Origin of the sequence: Nonomuraea sp. NPDC059023 (genome assembly GCF_042740095.1) — a bacterium.
Classification (GTDB): domain Bacteria; phylum Actinomycetota; class Actinomycetes; order Streptosporangiales; family Streptosporangiaceae; genus Nonomuraea.
The window spans coordinates 1-15,791 of sequence record NZ_JBHYIO010000085.1 but is presented as its reverse complement, the minus strand read 5'-3'; the positions used below and the strand labels follow the sequence as shown (position 1 = coordinate 15,791).

The following is a 15,791-nucleotide window of genomic DNA, read 5'->3' as shown; positions in this document are numbered from 1 at the left end:
CCTGCCTCACCCGCACATCCCGATCTTGCCTCTCCAGGCTCAGCAGCGCGCTCAGCCCCTGGCGTAACGGGAGTGCCTACTCAGAAAGGTAGGGCTGCATGAGTACGTCCATCGGCGTGGTGATCCCCACCCGGGGCAACCGGCCCGAGCAGTTGCGGGCGGCGACCAAGGCGGCGCTCGACCAGGCGTACCCCGGGACCATCGACCTGGTCATCGTGGTCGACGGGGCGTCACCGGAGAAGGTGGCAGAACAGGTGGCCGACGTGATCGCGCCCCGCGACGCCACGGCCGGGCACCACCGGGTCCGCGTGCTGCCCAACCGGCTCAGCCCCGGCCTGCCCGGCGCCCGCAACACCGGCATCGCCGCCTGCGACACCGACCTGATCGCCTTCTGCGACGACGACGACCTGTGGCTGCCGGGCAAGCTCGCCGCCCAGGTACGCCGGTTGGAGCCGGGGGCCGAGTTCGCCTCCTGCGCCATCGAGATCGCGTACGGCTCCCGCCGCGTACCCAGGCTGGCCGGAACCGACCGCGTCACCAAGGCCGACCTGATCCGGTCGCGGATGGTGATGGTGCACAGTTCGACGTTCCTGTTCCGGCGCGGGGCGCTGTGGGTCGACGAGAGCGCCCCCGGCGGCCAGAACGAGGACTGGGACCTCGCCCTGCGCGCCGCCCGGCGGCAGCCGATCGTCCACGTCGACCGGCCGCTCGTACGGGTCGCCTGGGGCGCCTCCCACTACGTCGCCCGCTGGGCCGACCGCATCGCCGGGCTGGAGTGGATGCTCGCCCGGCACCCCGAACTGGCCGTGGATCCGCGCGGCGCGGCGCGGATCTACGGTCAACTCGCCTTCCACAACGCCGCACTGGGGCGGCGCCGGGAGGCTGGACGCTGGGCGCTGCGTACCTTCGCCGCCCGGATCGGCGAGCCACGCGCACCGATCGCGCTCGCCGTGGCCGCCGGGCTGATCCCGGCCTCGGCGGTTCTATCCCTGCTGCACCACCGGGGGCACGGCATTTGACCACCCGAGACCTGACCCACCCCACCTCCCCGGACCCCGGTCCCCCGGAGCCACCCCCTGCTGCCCCAACCCCCGGCTCTGCGGAGCCGCACCTGGCATCCTCGGGCCTCGATCTCGCGGACGTCCGCCCTCCCGCCCTTCCCCGCCAACGCACCGAACACCCACCCCCCACACCCCAGTCCCGCCCTGGCGGCGACCCGTCCTCAGCTGCCCAGGCCGAGCCCATGCGCCCCGCTGGTGACCCGCCCATGGCCACGGAGGCGAGCGCCCCGGTGGATGGCGGGCGTGTGCACGATCCGGTCGTCCCGGCGGCCCGTGCCGCGGAGACGGAGCTCGGTGGCGACGGTCCTCACCCGAGCACCGCATCCCACCCGAGCGTGCCTCACACGGGCGACGGGGGGCATCCGGATCCTGCGGCTCACCTGGGTGACAGGGGCCGTGTTGGGGATGTGGCTTCGGGGGGTGGCCGGCATCGGAGTAGTCCGCATGTGGTTCCGCGGGCCGGTCGGGGTGGGCAGGAGTTGCCCGTTGGGGCGCTGGAGGTGCTTCGGCGGGTCAAGGGGAGCGACAGCGCGCGGCCGTACGAGAGGGAACGGCATGTTTGCGCACCCTCCACGGCCGACAGGGCCGGGCGGGTGGTCGTCGGCGGGGTGGCGGTTGATCCGCTGACCGAGCGGCAGGTTGTGGAGCGGGTGGCGGCCGAGTTGGCGGCCGGGCGGGGTGGGCACATCATCACCCCGAATGTGGACATCTGCCGGACCGTCGCCAAGGACGAGGCACTGCGTCGGCTCGTGCGGGAGGCCGAGGTCGTGGTGGCCGATGGGATGCCGCTCGTGTGGGCGTCGCGGCTCATCGGGGTGGCGCTGCCCGAGCGGGTGACCGGGGCGGACCTGATCTGGTCGCTCAGCAAGATGGCGGCGCGGAAGGGGTTCTCGATCTACCTGCTGGGCGGGCCGCCTGGGGTGGCGCGGCAGGCGGGAGAAGAGCTCAGTAGCTGCCATCCCCGGTTGAACGTCTGCGGGTACGATGCGCCGCCGTTCGACTTTGACGTGACCGCTCAAGGGCGGGCCGGGGTACGGGCGCGGGTGGTGGCGGCCGGGCCGAAGCTGGTGTTCGTGGGCCTCGGCTTTCCCAAGCAGGATCTGCTGATCGAGGAACTGCGGCCGGAACTGCCCGGCGCGTGGTTCGTGGGCTGCGGGTCGGCGATCGCGTTCGCGGCGGGTACGGTTCACCGTGCGCCGGACTGGATGCAGAGCCTCGGTCTGGAGTGGCTCTACCGGCTGACGAGCGAGCCGGGACGGCTGGCGAAGCGGTATCTGGTGGACGACCTGCCCTTTGCCGCCCGGTTGCTGGGTGGATGCCTGGTCCACTACATCAGGCGCCGCGCGAGGTGAGGTGACGGACGCGGCTCTTCTCCTCGGAGGTGAGGCCGCGGGTGGCGTTGTGGAGGGCCTGGCGGGAGTCCATGGGGCGGTACGCGGTCCTGGACAGGCCGGTCCAGGCGAAGCCCCGCTCGGCGGTGCCCTCCGCTAGGCAGGCGCGGGTGATGCGGTGTTCGGCGGCCGGGGTCCAGCTCAGGTTGGCGTAGGCGTAGAGGGCGCGGAAGCCGTTCACGGGGTCGGCGGCCAGTTTGTCGTAGGAGACCTGGAGGATGTCCGGGGTCTTGTCGAGGACTGCCCGGGTGACCCGCCACAGGGCGGCGGCCTTGGCCAAGGGGTCCTGGGAGCCGATCAGGGGGCGCAGTTCCTCGACCTCGGGGTGGTCGCGGACCAGTAGCGGCTGTTCGAGCAGTTCGTGGAAGTAGACGGTCCAGTTGAGCCGCCGCCAGCTGGCCGCGAACGCGACCGGGTCGCGGACGAGCGCGATGACTCGGCAGCCGAGCCTCCTGGCGAACCAGCCGGCCGACAGCACGGCGAACGGGTCGTCCAGCAGCGCTCGCCTGCCGGTCAGGCGGCCGTGGGTGAAGGCGGCGCCGTACCGGATCATTCTGGCCAGGTCGTACGGCGAGCGGTTCGCGCGCAGCTCGGCCAGGAACCGGTAGCGCAGGCGGACGGTGTCGCGGAAGGCGGGCATCCAGTCGGCGGCGTTGTCATCGCAGATGTACTGGAACCGGTGGGTGACGCTGGCGCGCAGCACGCCGGGGCAGCGGCCGGGCGGGTGCTGCGGGTTGAGCGGTTCGTTGACGTAGACGAGCTCGCCGCCGGCGGCCAGCATCTTGCCGACCCAGCTCGTCCCGCTGCGAGGCAGCCCGGTGACCAGGATCGGAGTCATAGGGCCGCTCGGGGGCGTGTGGTGGCCCGGGTTCGGGGGCGTAGGGCGGCGTGAGGTTGTCCGGTGATGAGGCTCGGGGTCGTGGGGTGGCTCGGGCTTGGGGTGGTCGGGGTTGGGGTCATGGGGTTGCCCAGGTTCGGGGGCGTAGGGCGGTCAGGCTGTGGCGGCCGAAGGGGTGGAGGCCGTAGCGGCGGTGGAGTTGCCAGAGCGGGAGCAGGTTCTTGACGATCACGCCGCCGGACCAGCCGAGCACCGCGCCGACGGCCCCGTGTGACGGGATCAGCGCCAGGTCGAGCGCGAGCGTGCAGGCGATGGCGGCGACCAGGTTGAGGAGGCTTGAGGTGGTGTGTCCGGCGGCGGTGAGCACCACGTCGACCATCCCGCACGCGGTGGCCAGCATCATCGTCGCGGAAAGGATCAGCGCCACGGGTACGGCCGCGCCGTACTCCTGGCCGAAGATCCGCAGCAGCCACGGCGCGATGGCCGCGTAACCGAGCCAGACGGGCCAGGTCAGGAGCACCAGCCACATGGTCGTGGCCTGGTAGAGCTCGCGGGCGCGCACCAGGTCGCCGCGGGCGAGCGCCTGGATGAGCCGGGGCTGCGCGGCCTGGGCGAGGCCCTGGTTGGCGAGCTGGCCGATGACCTTGAACCGGGTGGCGGCGGTGTAGACGGCGGCAGGGGCGGGCCCGGCCAGCGCCGCGACGACCACGATGTCGAGCCGCTGGAAGATCGCCTGGATCGCGCCGGCCGCCGACCGCGGCGCGGTGTAACGCCACAGGTCGTGCCCGGTCCCGGGCAGGTAGGGGCTGCGCGGCAGCCGCCCGCGCAGGCTGAACCCCGCCAGCACCAGCACCACCGGGTACGGCACCGCCCAAGCCGCCAGCAACCACCCTTCCGGCGACCCCACCAGGGCCAATCCCTCCACCCAGCCCGCCAGAGCCGATCCCTCCGGCGAGCCCCCCGCCCATCCCGCCAGGGCCGGCCCCTGCGGCGAGCCTTCCCCCAAGCCTGTCAGGGCCGATCCCTCCGGCGAGCCTCCGGCCCAGCCCTCTGGCGGGCCCGTGGGCAACCACCCGCGTGTCCACGCCAGGCAGACCGCGGCCACGAGGACGAGCTGGGCGATCGGCAGCAGGATGCCGTCGTACAGGACGGTCGGCCGCATCACGCCGAACCCGCGCGTGGCCGCCAGCAGGATGTCCGCGGCCACCATGACGGGCAGGACCAGCGTGACCATCCCCAGCTGTGGATAGAGCACGACGCCCGCGACCGACGCCAGCACCACCCCCGGCACCAACGCCGCCCTGACATATCCGGAAATGCCGCGATACTCAAAGGTCTTCGCCCGCGCGATGAAGAAGATCAGCCCGTTGCCCGCGTCCAGCTTGGCCACCCCGGCGACCATCAGCGCCAGCGCCACCGCCGTGAAGAACGACCCGGCCACCGAAACCTCGAAGGCCCTGGTCACCAGCACCACGAGCACGAACTGCGCCACCGCCCCCGCGGCCGCTCCGGTGAGCCCCGCCACGCCGCCCCGGGCCACCCGGCGCAGCGACGCCCGCCGTACCCCGGTCACTGGCGCCATGACGGATCACCGCCCAGCCATCGCACGAGCTGCTGGTCGTAGACCTCGAAGTGGTCGCGCAGGGTCTGCCGCAGCGACTCGGCGACCGGCTTGGGGAGCGGCCGTCCGTTGTGCCGCTCGAACACCGGATTGCCCAGGCGCGGGACTCCCAGGAACTCCAGCACCCGGTCGTAGATCCGCTCGGGGGTGTGGAAGAAGCGGTGGCTGTCGATCACGAGGATGCGCTCCTGCCCGAACAGCGGCTCCAGCCGGTCGAGTTGCTCGGCGTAGCGGCCGCGGGCCAGGTAGGCGTGGTGGCGGTGGGAGTGGTGGACGGCCTCCGGCCGCTCACGCAGCAGTTCCTCGGCACCGGCCAGCCGCTTGTCCTCCAGCTCCACCGCGTACTCGAAGTGCGACTCCGTCTCGAAACCGCGCGCCAGCTCGTGCGCGTGAGCCGAGCAGGCCCGCTCCACGGGATCGCGCACGAGCACGATCAGCTTCACCTCCGGCAGGTCACGGGCGATGCGCTCACCGGCCAGCGGATGGAACAGGTAGTACGGCGACGACTCGAACGCCAGCGGCCGGTGCCCGTGCTTGCGCGCCAGCAGCGCCGCGCCCACCTTCAGCGGAAAGTGGCCCTGGTACCAGGACATGCCGCGCGCGTGGTCCACGTCGAAGTAGTGCACGCCCTTGTGCAGCACCGGCTTGAGCAGCAGCGGATGTTGCGCCAGCGCGCGGTAGAGCGAGGTGGTGCCGCACCGCTGCGCGCCGACGATCAGGAACGAGGGCAGGATCCGCCCGGCCGAGGTGAATCTGCCCGTGGTCCGCGAGACGGCGAGCACCGATTGCTTCATCGCGTTCATGTGAGCAGCTCCTGGGAGTCGACGAGCGGGTTGAGCCAGGTGCTCGGCGGGCCGAGCGGCTCGTGGCCGTCGGCGGCGTGCCGGTCGGCCAGCGCGATCAGGTAGAGAAGGGCGGTCTGCCTGGCGACGGCGGAGCTCAGCCCGAGCGGCGCCAGCACGCCCACGGCCTGGGCCAGGCAGGCGCGGGCGGCGGTGGGCGCGTCCATCCTGCGCAGCGCGCGCTGGAAGAGGTGGTGAAGGGCGTCGAAGCCGTACGGCACGCCGATCGTGTAGCGCTCCCAGTCCCAGACCAGCAGGCGGCCGTCGGCCGACGGGCAGATGTTCCACGGTGAGAGGTCGCCGTGCCAGGCGGGCTCGGCGCCGCCGGTGGCGGCGATCTCCTTGACCGCCCGCGCCAGCAACGTCGCCGGCACCCGGCCCCGGCCCGTGACCGGCAGTGGCGACAGCGCCAGCACCGACAGGTCGCGCCAGCGGGCATGGTGGAGGACGGTCGGCGGCTGGATCGTCTTCAGCGGCAGGTCGGCCAGCCGCTGGAGCGCGCTCGCCTCGTTGGCGATCAGTTCCTGGGCGCGCGGGGTATCGCCGATCTTGACGAAGGCGATCAGCCCGGACTCGGTGTGCGCCTCCAGGATCGGCTTGCGGTTGGCCCGCCTGGCCGGCCGTACGTGCAGGACGGTCTCGACCCGCACGCCGAAGACCTCGCTGAGGTACGCCGAGATCGACCCCTCGACCGGAACCATCACCCTGGGCCCGAGTACGGCGTGCCACCACCGCCGGGGCGCCAGCCGCCGGGGCAGCAGCGCGTGCGGCAGCAGACTGTACGGCTGAGGCGACCCGTGACCGGGAAACAGCACCCGGACGGTCTGCCCCAGATAGCGCAGCCGGATCTTCGCGTCGTTCATGTCGTATTCCTCCACAGGAGGGCGAAGGAGATGAGGTAGAGGCTGAGCGGCGTGACCAGGCCGTCGTAGACGAACATGTAGAACAGCACGAGCAGCATCACCAGCACCCCGGCCAGCCCGACGGGGCTGCGGTCGCGCCAGTGACGGCGCACCGCGCCGGCGAAGAAGGCCACGTAGAGGACGGCGCCGGTGACGCCCTGGGTGATGAGCAGCAGCCAGAGCTGCCCGTCGCTGCCCAGCGGCGGATGACCGCAGCCGGGGCACCAGTCGGTCTTGCCGGTGGTGATCGTGCGGTGGTTGCCGGTGGCGTTGCGCGTGTTGCCGAAGCCGATCACGGGGGAGTGGGCGGCGGCCTCGATCGTCGCCGAGACGGTGAACGCCCGGATGTCGTTGGAGTGCGGGTTGTCCAGGCGCTGGATGACCAGCGCGGCCAGCGGGCTCAGCGCGAAGACCAGCGCGGCGGCGGCGGCGATCGCGCAGACGGTGAGCCTGGTCCGGCCGCCGGCCCGGACCACGAGGTAGAGGGCGGCCAGGCCGAGGCCGATCCACAGGCCGCGGTTGAGCGAGTACACGACGGGGACGGCGGCCAGGCAGATCAGCACCACGGCCGCCGCCTTGCGGTGCCGCCCGCCGTACACCCACCAGCCGACCACGAACCAGACCAGCAGGATCGACAGGTTGCTGCCCCAGGCGTTGGCCCATTCGAAGGGGGCCTCGGGGCGGGGCAGGCCGTAGCCGAGCACCTTCTGCGTCTGGGCGGCGGTGGGGTGGATGAGGTTCTGCACGAAGGAGTTGTCGGCGATCCAGCCGGGCAGCACGAGCTCGACCGGCGAGGTGTAGGCGAACTTCGGGAACAGGACGCCGAGCAGCCCGCCGGCCACCGTCCAGACGAACAGCACGCCCAGCATCCGCACCAGCCGCAGCTGCGACAGCTCCTGCTTCGTGAGGTTGCCCAGGTAGAGGACGACGACGAACAGGGAGGTGTAGAGGGCGAACCGCATGCCGTAGCCGATCAGCCGCCCAGGACCGAGGCCGCCGTAGGTGCCGGGCGGCGCCTCGGCCAGTGCCAGCCCGCTGACCAGGTAGCCGGCCAGCAGTAGCACCCACAGCCCCGCGCCGCGCGGCAGCCTGATGGGCCGGCGCCGCCACAGGATGACGGCCATCGGCACCGCCATCACCACGACCGACAGCCCGCCGAAGCCCAGGGCCCACCACACGGGGTAGCCGACGAGGAGCGCGGCGATCGGCCACGCCGGATCCTTCACGGCTTGGCGCCCGGAGTGTCGGTGACGGCGGGCATGGGGGTGGTCTCGGGTTCCGGCGCGGGCGCGGGCACGACGAGCTTGTCGAGGGTCTGCGACAACTTCGGCAGCGCCCTGGACTTCGCCGGCGGTGCCGGGAGGTCGCCCGTGCAGGTCACCGCGCCGATGATCGGCACGTCGTGCCTGCCCAGATGGCGTACGGCCGCCGCGACGTCCCCGGCCGCCGCCTTGCGCAACGTGATCAGGAGGACCGCCGCGTCGGCCTTGCCCAGGTCGCTCACGTCCTCGCCGCTGAGCACCGACAGCGGGGCACGGGCGGCCAGTGGTGCGGCCAGGGCGTACGCGCCGGGACCCGGCGGGACCACCCTGACCAGCAGCCGCCTGCCGGGACATGCCGCGACCACCGAGGAGGCCAGGTCGTGGAGCGTGCCCTTGTCCAGGACCTTGACCTGATCGGACAGGTCGGCCAGGACGGCTAGGCCGGTCAGCCGCTCGACGTCGGCGGGGCGGCGCAGCCGGGTGTCGAGCCGGTCGCGGCCGTAGGCGGCGGCGGAGCCGGACAGCAGTCCGAGCATGAGGCCGGCGCCGAGATACAGCGGCAGGCTGGGGGCGCTGGGCGCGGTCGGCGTGGCCGCTTCGCTGATCACCGTGCCCGGTGTGATGGCGACCGTCTTCAGGCTGTCGTACTTCATCGTCAGGCTGAGGGCCTGCCGGTTGAGAACGGTCTGCCGGTGGGTGGCGACGGCGTGGCCGGCGGTGCCCCTGCGCAGCTTGGCCACCTGCTCGGCGGTGTCGCCGAGGGCGGAGTTGACCTGTTTGAGCTTGGCCAGGAGCGCCTTCTGCTGGGCGGCGAGCGCGGTCTGCGCGGATTCGGTGCGATGGGTCAGATACGCCTGGCCGTAGGCCCGCGACTGCGCGACGGCCGTCCGCGGGTCCGCCGCGGTGACCGCGATCGCCAGCACCGAGGAGTTGGGCGGCACGCTCACCTCGGCCGGCTCGGCCACCGGGATCCTGAGCGCCGTCGCCGTCATGGCCGCCACGACGGCCGACTGCGCGATCCGCGCCTCGGTGTCGAGGTTGAGCGCCTCGCGCTGGCGGCTGGTGACCTGGTTGTTCTGCTCCTGGACGCCGACCGGGGCGACCAGCACCTCGGTGGTCGCGGTGTAGGCGGGTGGCAGGAGCCTCCAGAGGCCGAGCGCGGCGGCGACCGCGGCCAGCAGGAAGCCGGCGAAGAGCAGCTTGCGCCTGCGGAGCAGCGACAGGTGCTCCGCAAGGTCCGTGCCGGAGCTACGGGCCTGGACGGCCGGCGGCGGGCTCATGGAAGTGTTTACCCCGTGCTTCCGATCGGCGACTCTGCGTCACTATAGGGCGCGCGGATATTGCCCCGTTTGAATACGGAAGATTTTCTCCGGTACGGCTCCGCCATCCGCCCGGAAATGTCCCACGATAATAGGGAAATGCCACTCAAAATCGGGCGACAGGAATTGGCGGCGGAGTGGATTCCGCGGTGACTGATCGGCGCTCTCGGCAAGCTCGGTTCCCCGAGTGTACCTGCGACTTCCCGCGCATCGAACCACCTCGGCCGTGGGTAACCAGGAAGGTGGCACTGGCTGAAAGTGTCGCCCAGCCGTGGCAAAGTTGCAACGTTGTTTTACCCCGGGGTGGGGGTCCCGGGAGGAAGGACAAAGGGGTCGACGTGTTTCAACGGGGAATTCTTATTAAAAGCCGAAAAATCGGGATCAGGGCGCTGCTGATCGGCGCCCTCCTGCCGATCGCGGCCTGCAGCGGCGCCGAGGGCGTACGCGATCCGGGCACGGGCGACGCCGCCCGGGTCAACGGAAGGCTGGGCATCGAAAGGTCGCCCGCCTGCACGGTCACGGCCAAGCTCATCCCGTCATGCGGCGCCTGGTGGGGCATGGCGCCCGAGATCTTCACCGGGCTGCCGGTCGGCAGGGCCGTACACAAGGCGGAAGAGCGGATGGGCGCGACCTCCGACATCGTGCACGTCTACCACCGGGGGAAGGAGCTGTTCCCCACGGACAAGGAGCTCGAGCTCGCCCGAGACCCCCTCAAACCACGCATGCTGCTCATCAACTGGAAGCCCTCGTTCGAGCACACGTGGGCCGAGATCGCCGACGGCGCGCTGGACCGCCGGATCGACCGGCTGGCGGCCCATGTCCGCGACACGTTCCCTGAGCGCTTCTTCCTGACGATCCACCACGAACCGGAGAACGACGTGGTGCCCTCGGCGGGCTCCGGCATGCAGGCGGCCGACTACGCCGCGATGTACCGGCACGTGGTGCTCCGGCTGCGGGAGAAGGGCGTGAAGAACGCCATCACCGTCATGACCTACATGGGCGCGCCCAACTGGGCGGCCAAGTCCTGGTTCCAGAACCTGTACCCGGGTGACGACGTCGTCGACTGGGTCGCCATGGACCCCTACGCCGACGACCACGTCCGCGACCTGGCCGGACTGGTCAACAAGACGCGCAAGGACTACCCCAGTTGGCCGGGCTTCTACCGCTGGATGCAGTGGCGCTTCCCCGGCAAGCCCATCATGGTCGCCGAATGGGGCGTCTTCGAGCGCTGGAGCGACCGCGCGTTCAAACGTGTCTTCTACGAGTCGGTCCGGGCCCAGATCAAGCACTATCCGCAGATCAGGGCGCTGGTCTACTTCGACTCCCCGAAGGCGCCGCGCGGCGACACGCGCTTCGACACCACAGCGGAGGGCCGCCGCGCCTTCACCGACCTGGCCCGCGACCCCTACTTCCGCTCCACCAAGGTCCCGCGCCCCTGAACGTCAGCGGATCCAGCGCCCGGCGCGCATGGTGTCCAGCACCCGCGACACCGCCGCCTCGATCGAGAGGTGCGTGGTGTCGATCGTGAGGTCGGCGTCCTCGGGCTCCTCGTACGGATCGGAGACGCCGGTGAACGACGGGATGACGCCGGAGCGGGCCTTGGCGTACAGGCCCTTGCGGTCGCGCCGCTCGCACTCCTCCAGCGGTGTGGCCACGTGGACCAGCAGGAAGTCCGCCCCGACCCCCTCCACCATGGCCCGCACCTCGTCCCGGGTCCGTGCGTAGGGGGCGATCGGGGCGCAGATGGCCAGGCCGCCGTGCCGCGCGGTCTCGGCGGCGACGAAGCCGATGCGCCGGATGTTGAGGTCGCGGTCCTCCTTGGAGAACGTCAGTCCCTTCGACAGCAGGTGCCGCACCACGTCCCCGTCGAGGTAGGTGATCGTCCTGCCGCCTTCTTCGAGCAGCGCGTCACGCAGCCCGCGGGCGATCGTGGACTTGCCGGAACCGGACAGACCAGTGAAGAACACCACCAGCCCGCGCCGGTGCGGCGGCCCGGGGATCTTCACCGGTTCCGGGCCCGCCAGGTGCTCGGTGGCTCCGTAGGCGGCGGCGACGTGCTCGCGTAGTTCGAGGTCGAGCTCGGGTTCCTCGCGCGGCGCGAGCGGCACGGGGACGACGAGGGTGTCCTCGGGGAGCTGGTTCTTGGCCTTGAGCGCGGCTCGCACGACGGCCGGGCCGGCTTCGCCGTACGCGAGAGGAAGAAGGAGGATGCGCGCGCCGAGCTCCTTGGCGGTGGCGACGACCTCGCCGAGGTCGTCGAGGGGGCCGCGCATCGTGACCGCGAGCGTCTCGCGCCCGCCCAGCTCGGCGCGGACCCGCTCAGGGGTACGGCGCAGCCGCGCGAACGGCCCGTGCTCCGGCGGGTTGAGGCTCCTGAGCGGCCCGGTGGCGCCCTGCCCGGTCACGGTGACCACGGCCAGCGGCAGGCCTTCCGGGTCGAGAAGGGTGACCTCGTCGCCGGGTCCGGCCTGCTCGGGCAGGTGGAGCGTCACCGGCGCCGGCCAGGGCGTACCGTCGGCCAAGGTGCCGCGCTCCTCGACGGAGTGCAGGTCGTCGTGCCCGAGGAAGCCCTTGAGCGGCTCGAACGCCCCCGACAGGAGAAGTTCGAGATCGGCGAGTTCGCGCTCGTCCGGGGTGAACTCCACGTATTCCATCCCAAGTGAATCGGTAGGAAGGAACTCTAGCGTGCGGCAGGCATAGCGGGACGGTGCATGCGGCGTCTCAGGGGTGACCCATTGGAGGTGAACGTGGACGAACCAGCCTTCCGCGAGTTCGTCGCGGCGCGGTCTTCCGCCCTGATGCGGCTGGCGTTCCTGCTGACCGGCGGTGACCAGCACGCGGCGGAGGACCTGGTGCAGATCGCGCTGTCCAAACTCGCGGGGAAATGGCGGCGGGTGAGCACGCCCGAGGCATATGTACGCCAGATCATGTACCGCCAGCAGGTGAGCTGGTGGCGAGCGGCCGGCCGGCGGCCGGAGGTGGTGCGCCCGGCGGTCCCCGACCTGGCGGAGGCGGACGCCACCCACCAGAGCGAACTGCGCATGGTCTTACGCGGCGCGCTGGCCAGGCTGACCCCGCGGCAGCGGACGGTCCTGGTGCTGCGCTACTTCGAGGACCTGCCCGACCACGAGGTGGCCAAGGTGCTGGGCTGCTCGGTCGGGACCGTGCGGAGCACCGCACACCGATCGCTCGCCAAGTTGCGGGAGCTCTTCCCGGAGCTGGAGGTAGTGGGATGACGAATCAGTTGCGCGAGGTGATGGGCGAGTGGGCCGACGAGGTCCAGGTGCCGCACGACCTGGCCGACCGGGCGCTACGGCGGCGTGCCCGGCGGCCCTGGGTCTACGGCGCGCTGGCGGTCGGCGTCGCTGCGGCGCTGGCCGTGGTGGCGGTGATCGTGCCGAGAGAAAGAGACATCGTGATCAGGCCCGCGACCGAGGTGACGTTGCCCGCCAGGCCGTCACCGGCGCCGACGGACGTGCGGGCGGACGTGGACAACGTCCCGCCCAGGAACATGATCGCGGCGGGGAACTACGCGATCTCCTCATATTTCGTGTACTCGACGGAGAAACTGGGCGGCCGGTGGGAGCGGCGCCGCCATACCTGGTGGCTGCTGAACCCCCGGACCGGCACCTATGAGAAGACGCCCTACGCGTGGCTGGACGTGGCGCCGGGCCTGCAGGTGGCCGCCGTCCTCGAAGGCGAGGTGATGGGGCGCAGGATCGGCATACTCGACCTGAACACCGGGCAGTTCCTGACCTGGATCGAGCTGGACCGGGACGTCATCGGCCTGAAATGGTCACCCGACGGCACGAAGCTGCTGGCCACCGCCTACACCGAGTACCCCATGCGATGGCGGCGGATCAGCTCCGACTCCACGACAGTCGAACCGACGACCCGCACCGGTTTCTACGTCGTGGACGTGCCGACGAAAAAGGTGGAGTTCCGCCCCATGCCCATCGACGAGAACCTCCTCTCCGCCGGCTCGCAGGACTTCTCCTGGAGCCAGGACGGCACGCTGGTCTGGGAGGGCCGCGGCGGCGAGCCGAGACGTGCGTACTTCACCCCGGACGGACGCGCGCACGAGGCGCCCCAGGAGGAGTACTCCAGCGGGGGCGTCTCGCCGCTGTCGCCCAACGGCACCCTGCGGCTCGATGGCGACGGACTGCCCACCGCGATCACGGAGAAGGCGACCGGCCGCGTCGTCGGCAGGCAGCAGGCGCTGCAACTCCACGCGTGGGCCGACGACGAGAGCGTCATCGCACTGAGGTGCGCGCGCGAGTGCGACAACGAGTTCGACGCGGCGCTGATGCTGATCGGAGTGGACGGCACGGAGAAGCAGCAGCTCAGCGGATACCAGAACAGCGTTAAGGAGGGCGCCTGGGTCTGGGTGCTGACGCCTAGATGAGCCGGGCGAAGTGGTTCTGGGGTTTGCGGATGACCATCGTCACCTCGTCGTGAGAGGACGGGAGGCGGCCGCGCGTGAGTTTGTCCACGAGCGCGACGGCCGCACTCCCGATCCGCCCCATGGCGGGCCCGGTGGTCGTCGTCTGGTCGTCGGTGATCATGAGGCCGCGGGTGAGGCAGAAGGCGTGCATGCCGTCGCGCGAGGTGATCGGCTCGTACACCGCCGGCAGCGGCCCCGGAGTGCCCTCGGCGACCAGCCGCTTCCAGAGCAGCGACCGCAGCCATGACGGAACGGCCCGATCGCACCACCCATAGGCGGAACGCCGATCGCGCATCCTGAGCAGCACCAGCCCGCCCGGCCGCAGGGCCTGGAGCATGCGGTCGAGAACCAGCTCGGCATGCTGGATCCGCTCCAGCAGAAACGTCAGCTGGATCACGTCGAACGACCGCGGCGGCATCGGCACCGACCGCATGTCCCCCAGCGCCCACGAGACCAGGTCCTGCCGCCCCTCGACGACCGCCCGGACGGCGGGCAGTTCCTCATCGACCCCCGTGACCCTGGTCTCCATGCGCTCCAGAAGGAGCGGCTCGTCACGCGCGCACCCGGCGATGAGAATGTCGAGCCGCCGCCCCAGCTGCTCGGTCCACTGCTCGCGGATCCGCTGACCAAACAGGTCGCCCCGCAGAGCGACCGCACGCACCTCTGACATGTCACCAACAGTAATCACTCGATCGCTCTTAGTTGCGCATTTCTCCTCTCTTCCCCGCTCCCTTTCCCCCAGGACCTCTGCCACGCCCTTTTCACGCCGGTCCGTTGCGGCGGGCCACCCCTCCACGTGTCCGCCGTCTCTTGTTGCGCTCCGGTCCGTTGCGGCGGGCCACCACGGCGCCTCTCCGTCGCGTCGCGCTCCGCGCCCATCCGTTACGGCAAGCCGCCCCCACGCCCCCCGCCGCCATGGGCGCGCCTCCGTGCAAGGTCGCCCGGCAGTCGGACAAACGCGCCGCCGCGACGGCGCCCGTTTCACCACCCGCGTGGAAACCCGTGAGCCGGGGCTGGGCGGGAACGGAGGGCAGAGCTGAGCGGAAGCTGTGAATCGGGACCGACTCGTAACGCGGCAAGTAGGGATAAATCTGGTGAAATGTCGGAGTGGAGACGCTGAAGGACCTCCTTGACGGCGTGGCGGCCGGACAACTGCCCGCTCCCGACGGAGCCGTGGACCTCCTCCCGCAACCCACCACCCGAGACCTGGGCATCATCGCCTTCACCGCCCACACCGTGGTCTTCGCCGACCTCCACCCCATCTGGCTGCGCGCCCGCCTCCCGGAAGGCGACCTGTCGGCGCCGCTGAACCCACCCTTCCTTCGCGCCCTGGAACGCAAGACCGGCCGCCGCGTGGACGGCCTGGACATGCTCCTCCTCGCCCAGCCCCTGCCCGGCCCCCCGTCGGCCGCCCTGGCCGAGGTCACCAGCCGCGCCCACCCGAGGGTCGCGCGAGCCCACCGCCACCGCGACGGCGTACGCGCGTGGGGATGCGAAGGCGGCCTCCTCGTCCTGGGCCGAGGCGTCGCGGGCCGCTGGGAGGCCGCCGTGGAGATCGCCCCCGAACACCGGGGCAGAGGCCTGGGCCGCACCCTGGCCACCGCCGCCCGCCACCTGGCCCCGGAACCCGTCTGGGCCCAGGTGGCCCCGGGCAACGCCGCCAGCGTCCGCGCCTTCCTCGCCGCCGGCTTCCTCCCCATGGGCTCAGAAGCCCTCCTCCCCCCACCCGACTAGACGGTTGATGCCATGCGGTGACCTGCCGAGCGGGTGGTCGCCGGGGTCCGGCTGCCTGGGCGCGGCGCGCCGCCTGGATGCGGGGCCGCGCGGGTGGTGAACGGGCGCCGTTACGGAGGCGCGTCTGTCCGACTGCCGGGCGACCTTGCACGGACGCTCGCGCGCGTCGGTGGGAGGCGTTGGGGTGGCGCAGCCGTAAGGGATGGGGCGGGTGTGGTGGGACAGGAGCGGCGAGGCAGAGCACACGGGACGTGCAGCCAGCGGGGAGGCGAGGAGACAAGGGCGAGGAGAGGAGACAGAAGGGGACAAGAGGAGACGAGAGGAGAGGAGAGGAGAGGAGAGGAGAGGAGACGAGAGGAGAGGAGAGGAGAGGAGAG

Annotated in this window: 14 protein-coding genes; 6 read left to right on the top strand and 8 right to left on the bottom strand. The window is 71.4% G+C overall.

The window, feature by feature from the left end; translation table 11 throughout:
- The first annotated feature begins 98 nt into the window (after positions 1 to 98).
- The gene (locus ACFWYW_RS57750) at positions 99 to 1,019 is read left to right on the top strand and encodes a glycosyltransferase family 2 protein (protein ID WP_379626447.1); all 921 of its coding nucleotides are present in this window, start codon (positions 99 to 101) and stop codon (positions 1,017 to 1,019) included.
- 521 nt (positions 1,020 to 1,540) lie between these two features.
- Positions 1,541 to 2,413, top strand: coding sequence for a WecB/TagA/CpsF family glycosyltransferase (locus tag ACFWYW_RS57745; protein WP_379626449.1), 873 nt, complete (start codon positions 1,541 to 1,543; stop codon positions 2,411 to 2,413).
- On the opposite strand, the gene ACFWYW_RS57740 is transcribed toward ACFWYW_RS57745, so the two are convergent.
- The 6 genes from ACFWYW_RS57740 to ACFWYW_RS57715 all read right to left on the bottom strand — a co-directional run bounded on the left by ACFWYW_RS57740 (position 2,394) and on the right by ACFWYW_RS57715 (position 9,197).
- Positions 2,394 to 3,290 carry a sulfotransferase gene (locus tag ACFWYW_RS57740; protein ID WP_379626451.1) on the bottom strand — a complete coding sequence of 299 codons (897 nt, stop codon included), beginning with the start codon at positions 3,288 to 3,290 and terminating at the stop codon, positions 2,394 to 2,396. The two genes, ACFWYW_RS57745 and ACFWYW_RS57740, sit on opposite strands and share 20 nt — an antisense overlap.
- A 118-nt stretch (positions 3,291 to 3,408) precedes the next feature.
- Entirely contained in the window at positions 3,409 to 4,872 is a 1,464-nt protein-coding gene (locus tag ACFWYW_RS57735) for a lipopolysaccharide biosynthesis protein (RefSeq protein WP_379626454.1), read from the bottom strand.
- A complete protein-coding gene (locus tag ACFWYW_RS57730) occupies positions 4,860 to 5,714 on the bottom strand; it encodes a sulfotransferase family protein (protein ID WP_379626456.1) in 855 nt (284 codons plus the stop codon). Before ACFWYW_RS57730 ends, ACFWYW_RS57735 begins: the two co-directional genes overlap by 13 nt.
- Positions 5,711 to 6,616 (bottom strand): hypothetical protein, encoded by a 906-nt coding sequence (locus ACFWYW_RS57725; protein WP_379626458.1) that lies wholly within the window; start codon positions 6,614 to 6,616, stop codon positions 5,711 to 5,713. The genes ACFWYW_RS57730 and ACFWYW_RS57725 overlap by 4 nt, the downstream gene beginning before the upstream one ends.
- A complete protein-coding gene (locus tag ACFWYW_RS57720; RefSeq protein WP_379626460.1) occupies positions 6,613 to 7,881 on the bottom strand; it encodes a hypothetical protein in 1,269 nt (422 codons plus the stop codon). The genes ACFWYW_RS57725 and ACFWYW_RS57720 overlap by 4 nt, the downstream gene beginning before the upstream one ends.
- Positions 7,878 to 9,197: a Wzz/FepE/Etk N-terminal domain-containing protein gene (locus ACFWYW_RS57715; protein WP_379626462.1), complete on the bottom strand. Its 1,320-nt coding sequence runs from the start codon at positions 9,195 to 9,197 to the stop codon at positions 7,878 to 7,880. Before ACFWYW_RS57715 ends, ACFWYW_RS57720 begins: the two co-directional genes overlap by 4 nt.
- 377 nt (positions 9,198 to 9,574) lie before the next feature.
- Here ACFWYW_RS57715 and ACFWYW_RS57710 point away from each other — a divergent pair, with 377 nt between their 5' ends.
- Positions 9,575 to 10,675, top strand: coding sequence for a glycoside hydrolase family 26 protein (locus ACFWYW_RS57710; RefSeq protein WP_379626464.1), 1,101 nt, complete (start codon positions 9,575 to 9,577; stop codon positions 10,673 to 10,675).
- A 3-nt stretch (positions 10,676 to 10,678) separates the two neighbouring features.
- Here the strand turns inward: ACFWYW_RS57710 and cysC are convergent, their stop codons facing one another.
- Positions 10,679 to 11,890, bottom strand: a complete 1,212-nt coding sequence (gene cysC, locus ACFWYW_RS57705) for an adenylyl-sulfate kinase (RefSeq protein WP_379626466.1) — start codon at positions 11,888 to 11,890, stop codon at positions 10,679 to 10,681.
- Positions 11,891 to 11,983: 93 nt separating this feature from the next.
- On the opposite strand from cysC, the gene ACFWYW_RS57700 reads away from it, so the two are divergent.
- Together ACFWYW_RS57700 and ACFWYW_RS57695 are read left to right on the top strand one after the other, a co-directional pair.
- Positions 11,984 to 12,472 (top strand): SigE family RNA polymerase sigma factor, encoded by a 489-nt coding sequence (locus ACFWYW_RS57700; RefSeq protein WP_379626468.1) that lies wholly within the window; start codon positions 11,984 to 11,986, stop codon positions 12,470 to 12,472.
- Positions 12,469 to 13,641, top strand: coding sequence for a hypothetical protein (locus ACFWYW_RS57695; protein WP_379626470.1), 1,173 nt, complete (start codon positions 12,469 to 12,471; stop codon positions 13,639 to 13,641). Before ACFWYW_RS57700 ends, ACFWYW_RS57695 begins: the two co-directional genes overlap by 4 nt.
- Here the strand turns inward: ACFWYW_RS57695 and ACFWYW_RS57690 are convergent.
- A complete protein-coding gene (locus ACFWYW_RS57690; protein WP_379626472.1) occupies positions 13,634 to 14,350 on the bottom strand; it encodes a class I SAM-dependent methyltransferase in 717 nt (238 codons plus the stop codon). The genes ACFWYW_RS57695 and ACFWYW_RS57690 overlap by 8 nt on opposite strands.
- A 437-nt stretch (positions 14,351 to 14,787) precedes the next feature.
- Here ACFWYW_RS57690 and ACFWYW_RS57685 point away from each other — a divergent pair, with 437 nt between their 5' ends.
- A complete protein-coding gene (locus tag ACFWYW_RS57685; protein ID WP_379626474.1) occupies positions 14,788 to 15,414 on the top strand; it encodes a GNAT family N-acetyltransferase in 627 nt (208 codons plus the stop codon).
- Positions 15,415 to 15,791 lie beyond the last annotated feature (377 nt).